Here is a 20,741-nt window from a genome sequence, read left to right as displayed (position 1 = left end):
CATCATATCATTATCAGGACATTAGCATTGAAAATCAAAGACTCTTTCTTTTATTTGTTCTACATATCGATGATTCCATAAGTCTGCAGACACAAATACTCTTTGAATCCACCGCATTGGATTTTTATAACGATCAAATGATCCAGAAAATTTATCTCTAGAGTGTAGAGCCATTCTGTTATCAATGTATAATAATCTTCCTGGTTGTACATCAATTCCAAAAGATACAGCCTTAATAGCTTCATAAAAATGATCTAAAGCGTCCTTGGCTTTTTTTGGACTGTGGTTCTAACATGCCCGGATAAAAAACAGCGCTGATATCTGGGAATTCACCGTCCCCTTGAACGAGGGGCACTTTACTTGTAGAGGTTACCCCATTTTTTCTCCATCTCATAGGGAACATTAATTATATATAAATTATCCCTTAAACTCCTCAAATCCTCTTCACTTAAAAGTTTTAAAGCTAGACGTGCATCAGATATTCTCGTTAACGGGCCATCAACATCATTGCGAACACCAGTTAAAAGTATCCCTTTAGGAGATAAATTTAAACCTTTTATAAATTTTAGTGCAGCATTTTCTCTATGAAAATCTCACTCAACTTCAGATCCTAATCCTGTATAATCTTTTTTATTATCCTCTAAAGGAACCAGGTTATTTACTATATGTTTGCCTTCAAACTTAATTGAATAAGGCTCTCCGATCAATAAAGAAAACATCATAATTAAATTTTCGCTCATATAGCTACTTTTACAAGACGCATCTAAATTATAAGGATTAGGTGACGTATTAATTTTTCTATCAATAGGAAGGTTTTCAAAGACTAAATATGGTCTAGGGGTAATAGACATCTTTTGATTCATAAGAATTGCCAAGATTCTATGGGGTAGCAGCGAAAATGCTATTTTTTTAGCTTAACCGAATATTCAATACCACCGTATGGATCATAAATAATATGGTCTAAAGCCTCCCAAAGATTGTCTCTTTCGACATTGCTCAACTCAAAAGTATTTTCATTTATCATTGCAATTTCCTCCCCAATTGTATTCCCCTACTTTATTTACTAAGAAAAGTGAAAAAACAATCATTAAAATTAAAATCAACCATGTTAGTAAATAAGTGTCTGTAAAATCTTGGATTAATCCAAATAATGGTGGAGCAGCAATAATTGCGATTTGATTGACAGACATTGCTAATCCCAGAGAAAAGCCAACGCTTTCTTTCGGCGAGGAGTCTACAATATAAGCAACCCAAGGGCCATACCATCCTAATCCCCAAAAAATCTAACCAGGCAGATAAAAGAGTTAAATAAATTATGGATCCATTCATGCCCAAAATTAATATTAAAAATCCAAAAACGACTGCAATCATGCAAAACAAGACAGGAAAAAATCGTCCTTTTTTACAATGATCACTCCACGCTGCTAAAATAATTCTTCCTAAGGCACCAGAAGCCTGTGAAACAAAAAACAAATAAGTACTTTTATCTAGAGGCAGGTGATAGATTCTATAAAAATAAACAGTTATAAAAATGGTTAAAACATATTGGACGATCACAAGTGAAACGCCTGAAAAAATAATATTCTTCATATGCGGCGCAGCCAACATCGCAAGACGAGACCTTACATTTGCATAGAACGAAACTTTTGCCTTGCTTTTTGGAACGATAGCGACAACTTTTGCGGGTGCGTGATAAAAGATAATAAAGATACATCCCCCTAAAAAAGAAACGATGGCACCGACCAAAAACGCACCTTGTATGCCATAGACAAGCGCACTCGCAGGAAGAACCATCCCAGCTAATGCCCCACCTAATGGTAGTCCCGCCTGCCTTATTCCCATTGCAAATCCGCGTTGCGATTGTGGAAACCATGCAGAAACAGATTTAGCGCCACTAGGTTGAGCAGAACTATAAAATCCCCCTACAATGAGCAAACAAACCAAAAGGAAAATATAGTTATCTGCGATTGCTCCCAACAAAAGAGCGACAGAAACGCCGAGTGCGCCAACGCCAACAATATAGCGCTCGTTAAACTTGTCTAGTAATTCGCCAGCTATAAGTAAGCCAATAATAGGTAGGAATTGCGCTGCTGAAGACAGCAAACCTATTTGAGAGTCACTCAGCGAGAAATCCTTCTTAAAAAATTCAGCTAAAGGACCAATCCCTTGAACAAAGAAGCAGGCTGATGCTTGAGAGATAGTGGCAACAAGCAATACAATCCATCGATAATAATTTTTTCTATAAATTGATGATTGCTCACTCAGCCCCCTACAATGAGAGGATATTGGTAGTCTTTTTAATAATGATTGCAACAATAAATGAGGTATTTTATGCGGATGACATAAAAATTTGTTAATATGATTGGTATTAATATACAAGCTAAGGAATATGCTTCATTTAAGGAAATAAGCTATTATGTGTCGTGCAAATTTGATACGCTAGCGATATAAGATAAATTTTACAAACATTAGCTCAGCCGGCATTAAGCGTCTTCATAAAAGACGCTATATTTTGGAAAGCTTTTTCCATATAATTCTCAAAGCTTTCTTCAGTCACATAGCCCAGATGTGGTGTGCAAAGAACTCTCTCTGATTGCAATAATTTGCTCTCATATACTGGCTCGCTGTCATAAACATCCAGTGCAAAGTAAGTTGAATTTTCCAAACTTAGTATTTTTTCTATTGCCCCTTTTTCAACCAAAGCTGAACGCGCCGTGTTGACAAAAAGAGCATGGGGTTTCATACTCAACAGATCATCTAGTTGAATGATTTCTCTGGTTTTATCGCTTAAACGTAAATGTACAGATATAATGTCAGGACGTGTAAAAAAATCATTTTTTGAATGCGTAAAATAATAACCTAAATTTTTTGCTTCTTGTGTTGAACGCTCGCTCCCATAAACCAAAATGGACATGCCAAAAGCTTGAGCATATTGAGCAACCTTTTTCCCAATACGCCCAAACCCGAATATTCCAAGAGTAGCCCCTTTCATTTGGTTGCCAAATGTTGTTTGCCATCGTCCTTTTTTCATATCAGACACAGATTTACAGAATTTTCTCCGCGCAGACATCATTAAGAGCCAGGCAAATTCAGCAGCAGAAGTTGGATCTCCACCACCATCTAATATTTCAATTCCTAAGTCTCTACAAGCTTCTATGTCAATATGTGAACCTATAGGGCCTGTTTGGCAGATTAATTTTAAATTTGGCAGTTTCAGGAGAAGATTTCTATCAACTATAGTCCGCTCTCTGATTAAGATAAGAATATCTATCTCTTTGAGCTTATCTTCTAAATCACATTCTTGAGCTAAATTATTTATAACCAGCACTTCATGCGATTTCATTAATTTTTTAATAGACTGTAATGTTAGGGTGGCTTTTTGATAGTCATCTGGAATTAATATTTTCAATTTAAATCCCCCGTTTTATTCATCAATATTTGAGCCATTATTTCATTTCTAAAACAACCAAAAAGCAATCTCACCGCTGATTTTTTGACATAACGCCAAGCCTATTAACAAATTATACACCTTGATTTCATTGTATTTCTAGCAATAAGAATAGTATTAATCAGTTAGTCTTTATAAACTTTAACACATTGCGACAAAAAGAAAAAGTTTGATTGAGTAAATGGAGAATTGCGCTTTTCTCATATTCTCGGGGACAAACCTGAAGTGCTACGCTGGACATGAAACCATGTCCCAGTTTCCTTATAATAGACTAGCAAGAAGGTCATACTTACGAACCAGATTTTATTGTCGAAACAGAAAAAGCTCCATATTTGTGCGAGATAAAGCGTGCTTCATATAAGCGTGATGTCTCTCTTTGTCGTTGAGATATAACTTATTTGTAGCATGAAGAGTCAATTTATTAAAATCATGATAAGAGGGAGATAGGAACTTTATAGCTGTATCATCATAGGATTAATTAGGCTTGTTGAGAGCTATTTCTCTTTCTGCCAAAAGGTTCTTGATATATTTCATTATTATTTCGTAAGAGTGGATGTACTTTATTTTTATGTGCAAGAAAGCCGATTGATTGTGTAAAATAGTATTCATAAAATTACATTATTTTTATCTTGTTAAGGATATTTTTTCTAGCAAGGGTTTTGCAATTGCAATGCTCTTTTTCTCATTCTAAATTTTGGTTAGAAAAAGTGTATAGAGGTGTTATTTTAAATTTAAGATATGCATATTCCATTGTTGGTGTTACTGTTGTAAAAAATGATATTTTATTTGATAAGTATAAGGTGTTACAAAGAAGATCGATGTATAGATAAAATTTAGATTGCTACAATATCTTGAAAAAGCAATGGGTAAATAATTGATAATTGTGCTACGAAAGTTGTTAGATGGGCGTGTGTCAGCAATTCTTAATAAAAAAGTTTTTCTTGATAGTCGTTTTTTTTCAAAATACTGCTCTTTTTATGCAAATCTTATGTTGGTAAGCTATGCAGTTTTCACGGGAACAGGATAATGCATTGAAGGCTGTTGGTGCGTGGTTGAAGGAAGGGCGTTCTCCACTTTTTCGCCTCTTTGGCTATGCGGGGACAGGCAAGACGACACTTGCGCGCTATTTTGCTGAAACAGTTGATGGTTCTGTCCAATTTGCTGCTTTTACAGGAAAAGCGGCACAGGTTTTGCGTTCTAAAGGTGCAAGCAATGCTTGTACTATTCATTCGTTGATCTATTGTCCGCGTGGAGAAGAAGAAGTTTCTGACGAAGTAACAGGGAAAAAGTCTATTGCACCGACATTTGCACTCAATCGGAAAAGTGCTGCTGCGCAAGCTGCGCTTATCATTGTTGATGAGTGTTCGATGGTGGACGAACAATTGGCACGTGATTTAATGAGCTTTCGAACACCTATTCTTGTTCTGGGTGATCCAGGCCAATTGCCTCCTATCTCAGGAGGGGGCTTTTTTTCTAATGGTGAGCCGGATTTTCTTCTTTCAGAAATTCATCGGCAAGCACGTGATAATCCGATTGTCCGTTTGGCTATGGATGTGCGTGAAGGACGTGATATTACTTATGGTGATTATGGAGCAGCGCGCGTTATTACACGCAAAGAAGTGAATCAACAATTGGTGTTGGAAGCTGATCAGGTGTTGGTAGGAATTAACCGAACACGCCATCTTTATAATAAGCGTTTGCGTGCGCTGAAGGGATTTACATCAGATTATCCTCAAGCAGGAGATAAGCTTGTTTGTTTGCGCAATGATCCTCCTAAAGGCTTGTTGAATGGTTCTTTATGGAAAGTGATGACTTCGCAGAAGGAAACTGTTAAGCCAAGTATAAGCCTTCTTATTAAACCAGAAGAAAGCGAGCGTGGGGTAGCGAAAATTAAGCTTTTAAAAGCAGTGTTTGAAAATCCTGATCATGAGATTTCGTGGGCGTTAAAAAAGAGATATGATGATTTTGATTATGGATATGCATTAACTGTTCATAAAGCACAAGGATCTCAATGGGATAATGTTGTTTTGTTTGATGAGAGTTTTGCATTTCGCGATATGTATGCGCGGTGGCTCTATACAGGAATTACGCGTGCGGCAGAGCGTTTAACAATTGTTCGCTAGATAAAGATTTTATTTTCTGGAATTATAGGGCTGAGGGTCTTTTTTCTGTCTTTAAGTATAGAAATAGAGGAGTGTGTATGGCAATCAAACTTTCTGTTAATCTTAATGCTATTGCTGTTTTGCGCAATCGGCGTAATCTTCCTTGGCCAAATGTCAACAATATTGGGCATATAGCACTTACAGCTGGTGCTGCGGGTTTGACAGTTCATCCACGTCCTGATGAAAGACATATTCGTTTTGCTGATCTACCAGATATACATGGTTTAATTCACAGCATGTTTCCTCGTGCTGAATTTAATATTGAAGGTTATCCAAGCGAGACGTTTTTGGATAGAGCAGAAAATTATGCTGATCAGATTACTCTTGTACCTGATGATCCAGCACAATCAACTTCTGATCATGGTTGGGATTTTGCGCGTCATGCAGAATTTTTAGCACCTATTATTCAACGCTTGAAAGCAAGAAAAATTCGGGTATCACTGTTTGCTGATCCTATTGTTGATGGTCTTGATATTGCTAAAGAGATTGGTGCTGATCGCGTGGAATTTTATACTGGACCTTATGGGGGAGCATTTAACGATAAGACAAAACAGGAACAAGAACTTAATAAGCTTGTTTTAGCAGCAAGAAAAGCTCAAGAGCTGAAGCTTGGTGTTAATGCAGGGCATGATCTGACAATGACAAATCTCCCTGCTCTTGTTCATCATATTCCTTGGCTTGATGAAGTTTCTATTGGGCATGGGCTTATTGCTGATGCGTTAGAGTATGGAATGCATAACACTGTTCAACGTTTCATTCGGCTATTGGGGTGATTTTTCTCTATACAATAAGACATAGTGCGTTTTTATACAGTTCTGTTTTTTTGTAAAAAAAATGATTTTGCATAGGTTTTGTGAAATAACATTGTTGCATGTATAATGATAGCAACAGCAATACCATGCTTCATTACACATAATCGGCAATGATTTTCATTATATTCGTTCGGAACGGAATACCACAAAGCTTTGTAGCTTTGGCGCCCTCTTTTAAAAGAGCAGGAACTCAACAGTAGATTTTATGAGAAACATAAGATTTCTATTCGTTTTTGAGAATGTTTTTGGAGAAGAAAAAACTTTTTAATTTATGGTCGCTATGCAGTGAGGAGTATCATCATACATGCTTATCAAGCAGAGGTTGCTTCGGAGCCTTTTAAAAAGAGCAATGTTTGATAAAATTGTACAGATATTGATCGTATAAATACTTTGCTGTAATTGCTCTATTGAAAAGGTATTCAGCAAAAATACACGATATTACCTGTAATAGGGCTGCCAAAATTAACGGCTGTACAAAGAATGTTATTGATTATGGGAAAGGAAAAATTAAAATAGTGTGCTCAGGATAAAATATAAAAACGGTGTCCTTTATTTATAATTTTTCTTGCTATCCATTTTGATTTGGTTCATGTTAAAATCGTATGGTGTATCTTTAGTTTTAAGGATACATGCCTCATGATGCAGAAGAAGAGAACTTTATTACATGTATTTCTTTTCAGAAGCGTTTTTTGTACAATATATCGTTTTTGTAGAGCAGCATTTGAAGCCTATTTGGGGATCCAGATAGGTTCTTGGAAGGTTGGGGGCCATAGTTTTTTATGCAGTGTATAAATTTTAAAAGACTGCCCAATTGCTTTGTTATTATAAGCAGTGTTTCTGTTATTTATTGTGTGTGAAGCACTGAAGGTCGTTTTTTACTTTTTATTGAATAAAAATAATCTGAAATTTAGTTTAAATGTTAGAGAGAAGGAAGTATTTTTATGCGTGTTTATTATGATCGTGATGCAAATGTTGATTTGATAAAAGGAAAAAAAGTAGCCATTGTTGGTTATGGTTCACAAGGGCGTGCACATGCTTTAAACTTAAAAGATTCCGGTGTTCAGAATGTGCAAATTGCTTTGCGTGCAGGGTCGGCGACAGCTAAAAAGGCTACCGTAGATGGCTTTGAAGTTGTGAGTGTTGCTGAGGCTGCAAAATGGGCAGATCTTATTATGATGGCAACACCAGATGAATTGCAAGCGGATATTTATAAAGAACATATTCATGATCATTTACGTGATGGTGCGGTCATTGCTTTTGCACATGGCTTGAGTATTCATTTTGGCCTCATTGAACCTAAAAAAACAGTTGATGTTGTAATGATTGCTCCTAAAGGTCCAGGCCATACTGTCCGCAATGAATATCAACGGGGTTGCGGTGTTCCTTGCTTAATTGCAGTTGCACAGGATGCATCAGGACAAGCCCATGATGTGGCATTGTCTTATGCATGTGGTCTTGGTGGTGGACGTGCAGGGGTGATTGAAACAACATTTAAAGAAGAATGCGAAACGGACCTTTTTGGTGAACAAGCGGTTCTCTGTGGTGGTCTTGTTGAGCTTATTCGAGCAGGTTATGAAACACTAACAGAAGCAGGTTATGCGCCAGAAATGGCTTATTTTGAGTGTTTACATGAGGTTAAATTGATTGTTGATCTTATGTATGAAGGTGGCATTGCAAATATGAATTATTCAATTTCCAATACAGCGGAGTGGGGAGAATATATGTCTGGCCCACGCGTGATAACCGATGAAACAAGAGTAGAAATGAAGCGTATTTTGAAAGATATTCAGACGGGCAAATTTACATCAAATTGGATTCAAGAATATAAAGCTGGTGCTGCTCACTTTAAAACTATGCGGCGTTTAAATGATAGCCACCCACTTGAAGAAGTGGGTAAGAAACTCCGCTCTATGATGCCTTGGATAAAATCTAATGCCTTGGTTGATAAAGAGCGTAATTGAAGTTTTTAATAAGAATATTATGTAAACAGCTTTTATGCTTTATATACAAAAAGGGTAACCGAAGTTACCCTTTTTTAATATGTTTTTTTATGTATAAATTTTATTTGTTCTTTGGAGCTGTTTTTTTTCTTATAAATAAAAAATACATTATGCCTAGGAAAATAAACCAGAATGTACTGTATTTTAAAGCTGTTAGGGTATCAGGTTCTAATGTCAACAAATAGAGCATGAAAGCAAAAAATACTAAAACAATCCAGCACACGATAATACCTCCCGGCATTTTATAGACGGATTCAGTATGTAAATGAGGGTGATTGCGACGATAGACAATATAGCTAATCAAAATGACAGACCATACGAATAGAAATGCAATCGCTGAAATGCAGGTCACAATTGTAAAAGCGCTTATGATGCTTGGAGATGAAGATGCAACTGTATATCCTAATAAAATACATAAGCAAGAAAAGAAGAGGGCATTGGCTGGAACATGGTATCTGGAAAGCTTACCCAAAATCGGAGGTGCACCTTTTTGTGTTGCTAGCCCATATATCATGCGACTGGTGGAAAAAATACCACTATTTGCTGAAGAGGCAGCCGAAGTCAGAACGACAAAGTTTACCAAACCAGCAGCTATTGGAATGCCAGCAAGCCAAAACATCGAGACAAAGGGGCTGTTTTCTGGAACAATTTGATCCCAAGGTGTAACTGACATAATCACAGTTAGAGAAAAGATATAAAAGAGTACAATACGAACCGGTATTGCATTAATTGCTTTAGGGAGAACTTTTTTAGGTTCTTTCACTTCAGCTGCAGTTGTGCCGGCAATTTCTATACCAACAAAAGAAAAAATGGCAATTTGAAATCCGGCAAAAAAACCTGTAATCCCTCGAGGGAATATATCTCCACCATTCCACACGTGACTAAGAGAAGCAACAGTACCATTTGGAGTCGTAAAGCCTGTAGCAATCATATAAAATCCAACAATAACTAATGCTAAAATTGCTACGACTTTGATAAGACCAAACCAGAATTCAAGTTCACCGAAAAATTTTACGGCAAGGAGATTGAGGATTAAAAAGAAGCCAATGCAAGAAAAAACAACAATCCATGGATTGAGTGTTGGCCACCAGAAATGCATATAGTTAATGATAGCAATAATATCTGCAGCTCCAGTCACAACCCAGCTTAACCAATAGTTCCAGCCAACAAAAAAAGCAACTCCTGGTCCTAGCATATCGGTTGAAAAATCAACCAGAGACCGATATTGTGGATTAGAAAGCAGCAATTCTCCCATAGCGCGCATGACAAAGTATAGTGCACAACCAATAATGGCGTAAACGAGTATAATGGAAGGGCCTGCTACACTGATTGTTTTTCCTGATCCCATGAAGAGACCTGTTCCAATAGCACCACCGAGGGCTATAAGTTGTACGTGACGGTTATCTAGTCCACGTTGCAGTCTTTTATGCGGATCAGCTTCTAAATTTTGTGTATTATTCATTTTTTGAAGGTTCCCTTTAATTTTTTAAGATTCAAAATTACATTGGAAAAGTAATCTTACTTATCGAAGCATGATATAAATGAGGAGTAAAGGGGAAAAACATTTTTTGTTGCTTTGATGTGGATAAAGAAAAAAAAGTATAGAAATAACAAAGATGTACATTTTAAAAACAACGTGACAGGTATTTGAGTGCAGCATTTTAGACGGCAGTTAAAATAAATGATAAATGGTTGATAAAAAGGCTTGGTATTATTATGGCAGCTACTTTTTGTCTGTCTCAAATAATTATTAAGAAACAGTTCGTGGGTTATGGTAAATCCTGACTATATAATTAAGGGCTGTAAGCTGTAATGAGTTGTTTTAGATATTGTAGCAGAGAAATAGTTTTATTTTCAGCTAAATAGAGTATATAATTATCATCTTACTAAAAAACTGATAGCAGAGAATTTTAAATGCTTTTTATAATCATTTTATTTGCTATCATAAATAGAAGAATAATTTTCTCTTTTGCGCTAGGTAAGTGAGAAATCTATAGGACCTATTATTTTTAAATTGTGAATAAGAATTCCATTCAGATATTTGTACTCTTCGATAAAAGATCATGAGGGATTCGCATTGAAGATATAAAATGCTTGTTAGAGAAATACAGTGTATTTGTAGTATTTTTTCTTTTGTATAAATGATAAGAGATTCATTTTTATATGGTTTGATCAAAAGAGGAAGCTTCTTTTAAAGGTTAAAGACAGTTATTTATCATAATAATTTGGTAACAAGTTCTTGTTGAGCATTGAGAGGCAAAATTACGGGGGTATCTGTTAGAGTGTTTGATAGTTTTCTCAAAAACTTTTTAGCAGAATTTTTCGAATTAACAGAACTTTGTCAAGAGACATGCAAAATTCTCTTCTTTCATTTCATTACGAAGTATAGTTTAGCACTTGTTTTTGTACTAAACAGGACAGGATTAGATGGGAATAGGTAATACCCCTTAATTTTATCATTCAATGCATTGTTTTGCAAAGGTATTTTGTTAGCAGAAAATAAAGCAGAGTGTAAAATTACAAAAAACAACAATATTTGACATTTAAATAGGTGAGAAAGCCAAATCCTTTGAAAAAAATCAATTGATATAAATCTAGTGTCAAACTACAATTTTTTTTAGAGTAGCAAAAGTTTTTATAGTCAATGTTTTTGATCTATTAAAACATGAAACTGTTGGTGCACTTGTTAGATTTTTAAATAGTTTACCTCAAAGGAATTTAGCTGTACTCAAAGAAATATGAGAAATAATTTGTCAAAAGCATATTTTGTAGAACAAGGTTTGAAAATCTTATTCCTGAACTTTTATATTTATGCATTCGGTATCTTAAAAAAGATCCATAAAGTCAAAAAAATATTTATGGCTGGAGTTGGACAGTAGGTTTTGCATTACGTGGGAAGAAATGTAATGCGTGTTGAGATATGGCTAAAAAGTTAGATATATCTGTAACATTTTTATCTTCTGTCGAGATTAGCAGAAAATCAGTATCGGTTAGCATGGAAGACAAGGTCATAGAGCTTTATAGCTTAGATAAGGCTATGGCTTCTCTCTTTAAAAAAGAAGCCAATATGTGTTGTCGTAAGAATTTCACCATCAAACCTTTGACTCCATTGTAACATGAAACCGTCGTTGCGTTTATAAGACTTTCAGATGGCTTATCCCCAAAGCACTTAGAAGCATCCGACGAAGCACGCGCTTTGTAGACGCATGTTAGAAAATCCTAGTCCCTCATTTTTATTTTAGCATCCCTCACCTTAAAAAAAGATATGATAAGTCACTAACTTATTTGTGATATAAAATGCTATGGTGGGTGATGAGGGGATCGAACCCACGACCCGCTGATTAAGAGTCAGCTGCTCTACCGACTGAGCTAATCACCCATAACTTCTCAAAAGATGAGAATTGTGCGGTTCTATAACGCTCTTAAGGGAGGATGTCTAGATAATTTTGTTGTTTTTTATATGAAAGTGATCAAACTTGTCGCTAAATTGGTTGTACAGTTTAAAATATCATACTATACCTCTTGATCTTAGATAAAAATAGACCCATTATAAGGGGCTCTGTGAATAAGTGTTCTGATTATTATACGGGACTGTAGTTGGAGGATCGTCGAGCGTAATGCCCGAGAAAAATTCAGAGGAGCTTTCTTGTGGTTGTAAGCAATGTAGGCCAGCGTTCTGTTTTATAAACTTTATCAATAACTCTCTATGTTTAAGGAATATTTTGCCGTTGTTTGCTTTGAATGCGATTTTTTTGTGTTCAATGCTTTTGATCAATTGTGCGAATGAAGGCTTATGAATTTGTTTTATCAATCGTGCGCTTTTAAGCTTTTAAAGATGTTTTTAATGGGTGAACTATGATGGAATGGATCACTGATCCCCATGCCTGGTTTGGTTTGGTCACGTTGGTTTTTCTCGAAATTGTTTTAGGAATAGACAATCTTGTTTTTATTGCAATTTTAGCTGAAAAATTACCCCTACATTTGCGTGATCGTGCGCGCTTGATAGGTCTCACTTTAGCATTGGTTATGCGGATTTTTCTTCTTACGGTTATTGGATGGGTGATGAATCTTGATACAGTAATTCTTTCACTCTCATCTTTTGTCTTTAGTTGGCATAGCCTTATTTTAATTAGTGGTGGAGCTTTTTTGCTGGCAAAGGGAACGCTAGAATTACATGAAAGGTTAGAAGGCGTACCACATGAAAGAAAAACAGGTGTTTCTTATGCGGTTTTTTGGCAGGTCATTGTGCAAATCGTGGTGCTGGATGCCGTTTTTTCTTTAGATAGCATTATTACTGCAACAGGTATGATTGCAAAAGAACAGGCAACTGTTATGTATATAGCAGTTATTATTGCTATGGGAGTAATGATGTGTGGATCTGGCGCTCTGATGCGTTTTATTAATCGCCATTCCACTATTGTAATTCTTTGTCTTGGCTTTTTGATGATGATTGGTTTTACTCTCATTGTTGAAGGATTTGGTTTTCATATTCCAAAAGGGTATTTGTACGCCGCTATTGGTTTTTCTGTTCTTATTGAAGCTTTTAATCAAATTGGACGTCGTAATCGTGAAAAGATGATTACAACAAATGATCTACGTGGGCGAACTGCAGATGCTGTGTTGAAACTCTTAGGAGGGGGAAACAAAGACGGTCATCTTGGTGAGACTGTAGATGTCATTGCTGAACAGGCGGCAGCTTCTGAATTGTTTCGACCTGAAGAAAAAGAGATGATTCGTGGTGTTCTTGATTTGGCCGATCGTCCTGTTCGTTCTATTATGTCACCACGCAATGAGATTGAGTGGTTGGATTTAAATGGCGATGAGAATGAAATGCGTGAAGAATTACAACAGGTTAAACATAGTCGTTTAATTCTTGCTCGTGAAAAAGTAGATGAATTTGTTGGCGTTGCTTTGACAAAAGATCTACTGTTGAATTTAGCTGAGGGTAAAAAAATTGATTGGAAAAAGTCCATGCGAGAACCTCTCGTTGTTCATGAAAATACGAGCGTTTTACGATTGATGGAGCAATTGCGGCATTCTTCGATTCAGCTTGCAATTATTGTCGATGAGCATGGATCTTTTGAAGGGATTGCAACACCAACCGATATTCTTGAAGCCATTGCGGGTGATTTCCCTGATGATGATGAAGAACCTATGATTGCAGAAAAACTTGAAAATGGAAGCCTTCTTGTTGAGGGATATGCCGATATCCGCCGTTTAAGTGGTTATCTTGGGCGTAATCTTGTTGATGAGGCAGATCGTTATACGACTCTGGCTGGGTTTATGCTTTGGCAGTTTGGTCATTTGCCAAATGAGGGGGAAAGCTTTGAAGCTGATGGTTTGCGCTTTAAAGTTATCGAAATGGATCGCCGCAATGTATCTAAAATCCTTATTTCTCCGCTCGCATAGTCAAAAAAGAGCATTTGTTTGATAGGCAAGGGATAGGAAAAAGTTGCCTTATTTATAGAGAATGCAAAACATAGGGAGATTGGTGGATCAATTATAGTATCATTGGTCTTTAGACGTTTTCTTTGAGTGTAAAGCATGGATATGTATAAATTAAATTTTTATGAGTTTCTCTGTTTGAATAAAAAAGCTTTCTTGCTAAAGGGGAGGGAGTGATAATCTGCTAAAGACTAAAAAATGATGCAGAATTGTTGGGAAAATGACGATTAATCTCAAAAGTGATAATTACATATGCGTTATTTCCCCATTTTTAGTTTTTGAAAATTTTGTGAAATCTTTATTTGGATTTTTGTATGATCCTTTATAGAAACTTCTGTCATCAAAAATGTTATAGAGCCTGTTACATGACAAAACAGCATTGGCAACTCGACATTAAAAGTCGCTAAAGGCTTATGGAAATGATCATTTTTCTCTAAAGAAATCATTTTATGGTTTGATAAATGCTTTTATGAGAGAAATTAAAATATGATACATTTTGTATCATGAAATTAATATGGCAAGAGAGACGTCTCAGGGGTTAATAGAAAAAGATAAATGGCGATATAGTGGGGGTGTTTTCATAGGAGGATAAATTGGCTGTGATTATCTTTTAAAGAGACATCTTTCAAGGTTTTCTAGTTTATTTTACTATACCCCCATGGATGCTATAATGATAAAGCCATTGTGTTCTATCATCTTTACGCTTATGGAGAAGAAAGCAGGCACCATCATACTGTTTATCAGTCCCGATGTTGCTACAGTCTTTGGTAGCTGAGAGCATTCAATAAAGTTCTTTAATTTTTTTATTCGTTTTTTTCCACATGCTTATCTTGCTTGTGACGTGTAAGTGCGTCATTTTAATTTATTCAATTAGAAGGATTTGAAATGAGAGAATTTTACAATATGCGAGATACTCATTAAAGTTGTAAGAAATAAATTGTTATTATAGATCAATATATTGTAGTTTTATTTCCGTGGGCAAAAAGAGAAGCATTGATTTTTTTATTTACTCAGGAGGTATTTTAGGAGAACGTTTCCAGTATTGCTGGGCTTCAAAAATTGCTACAACAAATAATGAAATGATGAGCGGTATAATTAAATAAAGCATTCTAAAGACAATAAGTGCCGCAACAACATCGGTTGGATTTACACTTGGCATACCTGTTATGAATAAAGCTTCCAAAACACCAATGCCTCCGGCTGGAGCGTTGGAGAGAAGGGTTATGGTAAAAGATGCTAGGAAAACGCCGAGTACAGAAATAAAATGGATATCCGGGTTGTAGGGGAGAACGGCATATATAATTCCTGCTGCTCCTAAAAGCTCTATGGGACTAATGAGAAGCTGTTGAATGACAATTTTCAATCGTGGGTAGGAAAGTTGAACTTTTTTGCTCAAGCGTAAGGGTTTGAACTGAAGCCAACTGCCAAAAGTATAAAGCGCTATACAACCAAGCAGAATTGCACCAATTGTTATTCCAAGCCATTCAGGAAGCCCGTCATGAATGAGTGTAATAATTTCGGGTTGCAAAATCAAAACAATCCCAAAAAGTAAAATCGTGCCTATCACAAAGGTAAAAGAGCAAAATCCTACGAGTATCGCGATTTCTGTTCCGTTTAATCCTTTCATTTTATAGGCGCGATAGCGCACGACGGCACCAGAAAAAACTGAAGCACCAATATTATGTGACAGAGCATAGGTAGTAAAAGAACATATAGCAATAAAAAACCAAGAAATTTTATGGCCAAGATGCTGTAAGGCAATGCGATCATATCCAGCAAGAGCTGCATAAGCTAAGAGAGAGCATGCACAGGCTAAAAACCAGTGTTGTGCATCTAAATTGCTTAAGCGTTCCAATACATCACTAAAAGAAATGGCAGAGAGCTTTATATAAAGAATGCGGATAGATACCAACATTGCTAAAATACCAATAAACGGCCATATTAATTGCTTTATTTTCACGCTTCTTTACCCATTTGTGTTTTCTATGAAATTTGATTTATGATTGTGCATATTCTTGACAGATCTCTGCCCCGTTATATGTTCGATCACACCATTGGCAATTTCCTCATCGTCAGTTACTACGATATCTGCACCTAAATCAATGAGATAAGTTGTTTCTACATCGGAGAGTGCATGCGTGATTATCTGAATATCCTTCTTCATATCACGTATATTCACTATACATTCTCCCACTTCAATAGGACTGCGCATTGTAATAACAACTTTATATGCGTCGTTTATATTTGCTGCGTTCATTATTTCTTGTTGAATGATATTGCCACAAATGACCTCGAAGCCGTCTGCAATTGCTTGATCAGCTAGGCGTTTTGATTCTTCTACTATCACTACAGGTTCACCTTTGTCTATTAAAGATAATGCAACGCATTGACCAATACGACCATAACCAATAATCACGATATGGTTGGTTTTTAAGGTTGTTGGTAATAATTCTTGGTCTGGATCTTGCGGATCAATATCAATAATTGTTTGTGTATCTTGTACATTGGTAGAAAAAATTTCTAACCGTTTTTTTATTTTGTTACAGGCAATGAAAACAAGAGGATTGAGCAAAATAGAAAGAATCGCTCCTCCAAGAATTAAATCGTGGGCATCGTTGTTTAAAAGTCCTAAACTCAAACTTAAACCTGCAAGAATAAAAGAAAATTCTCCAATTTGGGCAAGGCTTGCAGAGATGGTTAAAGCTGTTGCATTAGAATAGCGAAAAGCTTTAACAATGAAGAAGGCAACAGCAGATTTGCCTACTATAATAATGAATAATGTTGCGAGGAGAGGGAAAAAATGAGTCAAGAGTTTCCCTGGGTCAAATAACATTCCTACAGAAACAAAAAAGAGAACAGAAAATGCATCTCGCAATGGTAAGGATTCTTCTGCTGCACGATGGCTTAATTCTGATTCACTCATAACCATACCGGCAAAAAAGGCACCAAGAGAGAGAGAAACACCAAATAAATGAGCGGCTGCGAAAGCCACTCCTAGTGCAATAGCAAAGACACTAAGCCGAAATAACTCACGTGATCCTGATTGTGCACTCATTTTTAGTAACCACGGGATAAAACGCCGCCCAATAATAAGCATTAGGGCAATAAAGAGAATAACTTTCAGAATGGTAAGACCAAAAATTCCCCAAATACCTAAATCTAACCATTGAACAAGGGGATCAAAGGCTTCCTTTTTTGTATTGCTAAGAACATTTGCTAATGATGGTATGAGAACAAGTATAAGGACCATCGCCAAATCTTCAATAATTAACCATCCAACAGCAATACGTCCTTTTTTTGTTTCAATGAGATGGCGTTCTTGCAAGGCACGCAGCATAATAACAGTACTTGCTATTGATAAAGCTAAACCGAATACTAAACTGCTGCTCAATCCCCATCCCATGATCAGACCAAGACACAATCCTAGAAGAGTAGAAAATGCCATTTGTGCAATAGCAGCAGGGATAGCAATAGCTCTTACGGATAAAAGGTCTTTTAATGAAAAATGAAGTCCAACACCAAACATGAGCAAAATGACACCAATTTCAGCCAGTTGGTTGATAATAACGGAATCTATTCTAAAACCGCCTGTATTGGGTCCTACAATAACGCCGGCTAACAAGTATCCTACCAGTGGTGAGATACGCAAGCGACTAGCAATCATTCCTAGCAGAAATGCTAAACATAAGCCTGCAACAATCGTTGTAATTAATGGTGTATCATGGAGCATGGATTATTTACGACTTTTTATCAAAAAATGAATGAATTGAAACAATAGTACTTTTTATAAGAGGAAGAGAGAATATCATAAGAAACAGCATGGTACTTTCATTTGAGGTTAGTGTTTGTACAATTATTCCGTTCACGCCACCAATTTCCCAGCAGGAGTAAGATAGGTGCGGCAATAAAGATAGAAGATGAGGTTGCAATTATAATTCCAAAAACCATGGGAAGAGCAAAATTATGGACAGCGCTTCCCCCCCATATCGCCATAGGCAACATAGCGAGAACGGTAGTAGCTGAGGTAAAGAGGCAACGTATAAGAACTTGGTTAATTGAGAGATCAATGAGTTCACGCAACGGCATGTTTTTATAAAGGCGCATATTTTCACGCATGCGATCATAGACAACAACCTTATCATTTATGGAATAACCAACAATTGTTAAAAGAGCAGCGATGGCTGTTAAATTGAAGTCAAATTGAAATAAAGCGAAAAAACCAATCATTTTGGTGGTATCTAAAATGAGCGTTACAATTGCACCAACTGCAAAGAACCATTCAAAGCGCAACCATATATAGAGGGTCATGGCAATTGCTGCGAGAATAACAGCCGTAAAAGCAGCTGTAGCAAGTTCACCCGAAATTTTAGGACCAACAACCTCTATTTGATCGAATGTGGCATCTGGATAGATGGTTTGTACTGCTGTTTTTACTTTATCAATGGCAGCAGTTTGTTGTGTTTCACCACCACTTTGTTTCTGCATGCGAATGAGCACACTGTTCGCATTATCAATATTTTGCAAGGTAATTTCACCAAGATTAAGAGTAGAAAGCTTTGAGCGCAAGGTGGCTAAGTTTGCTGGTGTTTGGGTGGTAATGCTTATTTGACTACCACCAATGAAATCAATTCCGAAATTCAAGCCAGGCTTAAAAAACAGAAAAACTGAAGCAAGTGATAAAATAATTGAAACGCCAATACCAATGAAGCGTGCTTTCATGAAACGGAAAGTTGTCTTTTGTGGAATGATGTTGAAAATAGAGCGAAGATGCAACGTCTTAATTTTCCATTTACGAATGACCCAAATCATCATGATGCGCACAATGGTGATATTCGTGAACATGGAGATGATGATACCAAGTAGCATTGTGACAGCAAAACCACGAACGGGGCCAGTGCCAAACCAAAACAGCAAAATAGTTGCAATAATTGCTGTAACATTGGCATCAACAATGGTCGCGAAAGCGTGTTTGAAACCACGATCTAAGGCAGCAAAGGCGCTGACACCTTTTCGACTTTCCTCACGGATACGCTCGTTGATCAGGATATTAGCATCAACGGCAATACCGATGCCTAAAATTATACCAGCAATACCTGGTAATGTGAGTGTCGCACCGAGAAGACTTAGCGCAGCAAAGGTTAGAATAGTGTGGAGTGCGAGTGCTATATTCGTAATGAGCCCCCAAACTCTATAGAGGAGAAGAATAAAAACTGTCACAAGAATAAAGCCAATTATGCCGGTGTAAAGCCCCATTTGGATGGCATCAGCACCAAGATTTGGACCTACCGTTCTCTCTTCAATTACGGTGAGTGGGGCTGGTAGGGAACCTGCGCGTAGAAGAGCAGCCAGAGTAGAGGCTTCTTTAGGATCAAAGTTTCCTGTAATTTGGCCTTGTCCGTTAGGAATGACACTATTGATTGTAGGAGCGGTTAAAACTTTGTTATCTAGAACGATGGCAAAAGGACGGTTAATATTTTGTCGTGTGATGTCGGCAAATATTTTTGCTCCAGCGGAATTCATGGTAAAAGAAATAATAGAACGTCCTGGTATTTGTGGGTCGAAACCTGCACGGGCATCTTTAAGAACATTTCCATCTAAGGCGATTTGATCATAAATGGCATAGCGCTGTGTCTCATCGTTATAGCCAGGAAGGATCGAAATACCTGGAGGTGGGTTATTTATATCCACCTGAGAGGGAACAAGATGAAAACTCATTTTAGCAGTTGTGCCTAAAAGATCACGTAATTGCTTTGGGTCTTGTAAACCAGGTAATTGGACCATAATACGATCCGTCCCCACTTTTTGGATGGCGGGTTCTGTAACACCAACTTGATCTATGCGGCGACGGATGATTTCTAAACTTTGTTCAATCGCATTGTTGATACGATCTTTTATACCAGCTTCAGTTAATCTGATACGGATAGTTTCATTTTGCGTACTTATACTTATGTCATTGGCTGTCGCACCGAAGCTACTGTGTATGGGAGTGATCAATGTTTGCAAAGCAGAAAGTGCTTTGTCAGTTTGTAATGGATCAGCAAGAAGGGCAACAATACTATCTTCAATGATACGAATACTTGATGTACGGATTTGTTTTTCACGCAGAGTGTTGCGCACATTGCTTAAAACTATGTGCAATTGATCACGCTTTAACGTTTTGCTGTCAACCTCGAGAAGGAGGGAAGAACCTCCTTGAAGGTCAAGACCAAGTGTTACACGAGTGTCAGTTAAGAATTGTGCGTTTTTAACTTGTTCTTGCGAAAATAAATTGGGCAAGGCAACATAAATGCTGCTTAAAAGAATCAAACAATAAAAAGTAGTCAACCAACCAGGTGTACGCATGATATATTCCGCTAATAGGCAATCTAATAGTTATTAAAATTAAAGGCAAAAACGATATAAGAAGATCGTTTTATAATTCAAGTAAGAGGAGGAGCACGCTTATTTGTAAAATATTGCGTTTGAAGATGCTCAAATCGTCTGCAAATCATTACGCTCGTTATTAAAAAGGGATTCAATGTTAGGATATTTTGAACAATATTGATAGGCAAAACGGAATCTGTATGGAGTGTTACAAACTTTTTGTTTTCGCTAACATTCAAATGATGATACTCATTTTGTGGATCAAGTGTATTCGTGCTCACTATATTATTTGCTTGTGGTTGTTTGATTAAATAAGCTAGCTTTTCTAAGTTGCTCGCCAATAATACGCCAAAGCCGGACAGAAGAAGCCAAGTCGTAAAAGGGAGAAAATTTTCTTTTTTGCAATAGAGGTGCAAAAAAAGCATTCTAGAGAGCCTCCTCTTTATCTTATAAGTTTCACAAGCCTATATTATCCTTTCCCTTATTATCAGTATTATGGGATGAGGAAAAG

At 36.8% G+C, this 20,741-nt stretch carries 13 protein-coding genes, 1 tRNA gene and 1 pseudogene; 5 read left to right on the top strand and 10 right to left on the bottom strand.

The window, feature by feature from the left end; genetic code table 11:
* Positions 1-21 precede the first annotated feature (21 nt).
* The 4 genes from PVV69_RS10030 to PVV69_RS02285 all read right to left on the bottom strand — a co-directional run bounded on the left by PVV69_RS10030 (position 22) and on the right by PVV69_RS02285 (position 3,409).
* Positions 22-237: a TauD/TfdA family dioxygenase gene (locus PVV69_RS10030; RefSeq protein WP_273755406.1), complete on the bottom strand. Its 216-nt coding sequence runs from the start codon at positions 235-237 to the stop codon at positions 22-24.
* A 356-nt stretch (positions 238-593) separates the two neighbouring features.
* Entirely contained in the window at positions 594-863 is a 270-nt protein-coding gene (locus PVV69_RS02295; protein WP_273756298.1) for a hypothetical protein, read from the bottom strand.
* 193 nt (positions 864-1,056) lie between these two features.
* Positions 1,057-2,379 carry an MFS transporter gene (locus PVV69_RS02290; RefSeq protein WP_273756297.1) on the bottom strand — a complete coding sequence of 441 codons (1,323 nt, stop codon included), beginning with the start codon at positions 2,377-2,379 and terminating at the stop codon, positions 1,057-1,059.
* A gap of 94 nt (positions 2,380-2,473) precedes the next feature.
* On the bottom strand, positions 2,474-3,409 hold the full coding sequence (locus PVV69_RS02285) for a D-2-hydroxyacid dehydrogenase family protein (protein WP_273755376.1): 936 nt from the start codon (positions 3,407-3,409) through the stop codon (positions 2,474-2,476).
* Positions 3,410-4,449: 1,040 nt separating this feature from the next.
* Between PVV69_RS02285 and PVV69_RS02280 the strand changes: the two genes are divergently transcribed.
* The 3 genes from PVV69_RS02280 (at position 4,450) to ilvC (ending at position 8,383) form a co-directional block, all read left to right on the top strand.
* Positions 4,450-5,571 (top strand): ATP-dependent RecD-like DNA helicase, encoded by a 1,122-nt coding sequence (locus PVV69_RS02280; RefSeq protein WP_273756296.1) that lies wholly within the window; start codon positions 4,450-4,452, stop codon positions 5,569-5,571.
* A 77-nt stretch (positions 5,572-5,648) separates the two neighbouring features.
* Positions 5,649-6,383 (top strand): pyridoxine 5'-phosphate synthase, encoded by a 735-nt coding sequence (locus PVV69_RS02275; protein ID WP_273755378.1) that lies wholly within the window; start codon positions 5,649-5,651, stop codon positions 6,381-6,383.
* A gap of 980 nt (positions 6,384-7,363) precedes the next feature.
* Positions 7,364-8,383 (top strand): ketol-acid reductoisomerase, encoded by a 1,020-nt coding sequence (ilvC, locus tag PVV69_RS02270; protein ID WP_273756295.1) that lies wholly within the window; start codon positions 7,364-7,366, stop codon positions 8,381-8,383.
* A gap of 100 nt (positions 8,384-8,483) precedes the next feature.
* On the opposite strand, the gene PVV69_RS02265 is transcribed toward ilvC, so the two are convergent.
* A complete protein-coding gene (locus PVV69_RS02265; protein WP_273756294.1) occupies positions 8,484-9,884 on the bottom strand; it encodes an amino acid permease in 1,401 nt (466 codons plus the stop codon).
* Positions 9,885-11,339: 1,455 nt separating this feature from the next.
* On the opposite strand from PVV69_RS02265, the pseudogene PVV69_RS02260 reads away from it, so the two are divergent.
* Positions 11,340-11,537 (top strand): annotated as a pseudogene (locus PVV69_RS02260) (XRE family transcriptional regulator); the annotation flags it as partial.
* Positions 11,538-11,725: 188 nt separating this feature from the next.
* Here the strand turns inward: PVV69_RS02260 and PVV69_RS02255 are convergent.
* Positions 11,726-11,801: transfer RNA gene (locus PVV69_RS02255), tRNA-Lys, on the bottom strand.
* Positions 11,802-12,277: 476 nt separating this feature from the next.
* On the opposite strand from PVV69_RS02255, the gene PVV69_RS02250 reads away from it, so the two are divergent.
* The gene (locus tag PVV69_RS02250) at positions 12,278-13,831 is read left to right on the top strand and encodes a TerC family protein (RefSeq protein ID WP_273756293.1); all 1,554 of its coding nucleotides are present in this window, start codon (positions 12,278-12,280) and stop codon (positions 13,829-13,831) included.
* Between the two features lie 676 nt (positions 13,832-14,507).
* Here PVV69_RS02250 and PVV69_RS02245 read toward each other — a convergent pair.
* From PVV69_RS02245 to secD, 4 genes are all read right to left on the bottom strand, one after another.
* Entirely contained in the window at positions 14,508-14,648 is a 141-nt protein-coding gene (locus PVV69_RS02245) for a hypothetical protein (protein WP_273756292.1), read from the bottom strand.
* A gap of 225 nt (positions 14,649-14,873) precedes the next feature.
* Positions 14,874-15,827, bottom strand: coding sequence for a YbhN family protein (locus PVV69_RS02240; RefSeq protein ID WP_273756291.1), 954 nt, complete (start codon positions 15,825-15,827; stop codon positions 14,874-14,876).
* Positions 15,828-15,833: 6 nt separating this feature from the next.
* Positions 15,834-17,597, bottom strand: coding sequence for a YbaL family putative K(+) efflux transporter (ybaL, locus tag PVV69_RS02235; RefSeq protein ID WP_273756290.1), 1,764 nt, complete (start codon positions 17,595-17,597; stop codon positions 15,834-15,836).
* A gap of 98 nt (positions 17,598-17,695) precedes the next feature.
* Positions 17,696-20,209: a protein translocase subunit SecD gene (gene secD, locus PVV69_RS02230; protein WP_273756289.1), complete on the bottom strand. Its 2,514-nt coding sequence runs from the start codon at positions 20,207-20,209 to the stop codon at positions 17,696-17,698.
* Positions 20,210-20,741 lie beyond the last annotated feature (532 nt).

It is taken from the genome of Bartonella sp. MM73XJBT (assembly GCF_028618465.1).
GTDB lineage: Bacteria > Pseudomonadota > Alphaproteobacteria > Rhizobiales > Rhizobiaceae > Bartonella.
The sequence above is the reverse complement of the archived record's forward strand: the minus strand, read 5'-3'. Positions and strand labels throughout refer to the sequence as shown.

Excerpts from the sequence above, each read along its gene's own strand:
- secD (WP_273756289.1), bottom strand. The coding sequence starts at position 20,209 with ATGCGTACACCTGGTTGGTTGACTACTTTTTATTGTTTGATTCTTTTA.
- ilvC (WP_273756295.1), top strand. The coding sequence starts at position 7,364 with ATGCGTGTTTATTATGATCGTGATGCAAATGTTGATTTGATAAAAGGA.
- PVV69_RS02245 (WP_273756292.1), bottom strand. The coding sequence starts at position 14,648 with ATGCTCTCAGCTACCAAAGACTGTAGCAACATCGGGACTGATAAACAG.
- PVV69_RS02250 (WP_273756293.1), top strand. The coding sequence starts at position 12,278 with ATGATGGAATGGATCACTGATCCCCATGCCTGGTTTGGTTTGGTCACG.
- ybaL (WP_273756290.1), bottom strand. The coding sequence starts at position 17,597 with ATGCTCCATGATACACCATTAATTACAACGATTGTTGCAGGCTTATGT.
- PVV69_RS02295 (WP_273756298.1), bottom strand. The coding sequence starts at position 863 with ATGAATCAAAAGATGTCTATTACCCCTAGACCATATTTAGTCTTTGAA.
- PVV69_RS02280 (WP_273756296.1), top strand. The coding sequence starts at position 4,450 with ATGCAGTTTTCACGGGAACAGGATAATGCATTGAAGGCTGTTGGTGCG.
- PVV69_RS02265 (WP_273756294.1), bottom strand. The coding sequence starts at position 9,884 with ATGAATAATACACAAAATTTAGAAGCTGATCCGCATAAAAGACTGCAA.
- PVV69_RS02275 (WP_273755378.1), top strand. The coding sequence starts at position 5,649 with ATGGCAATCAAACTTTCTGTTAATCTTAATGCTATTGCTGTTTTGCGC.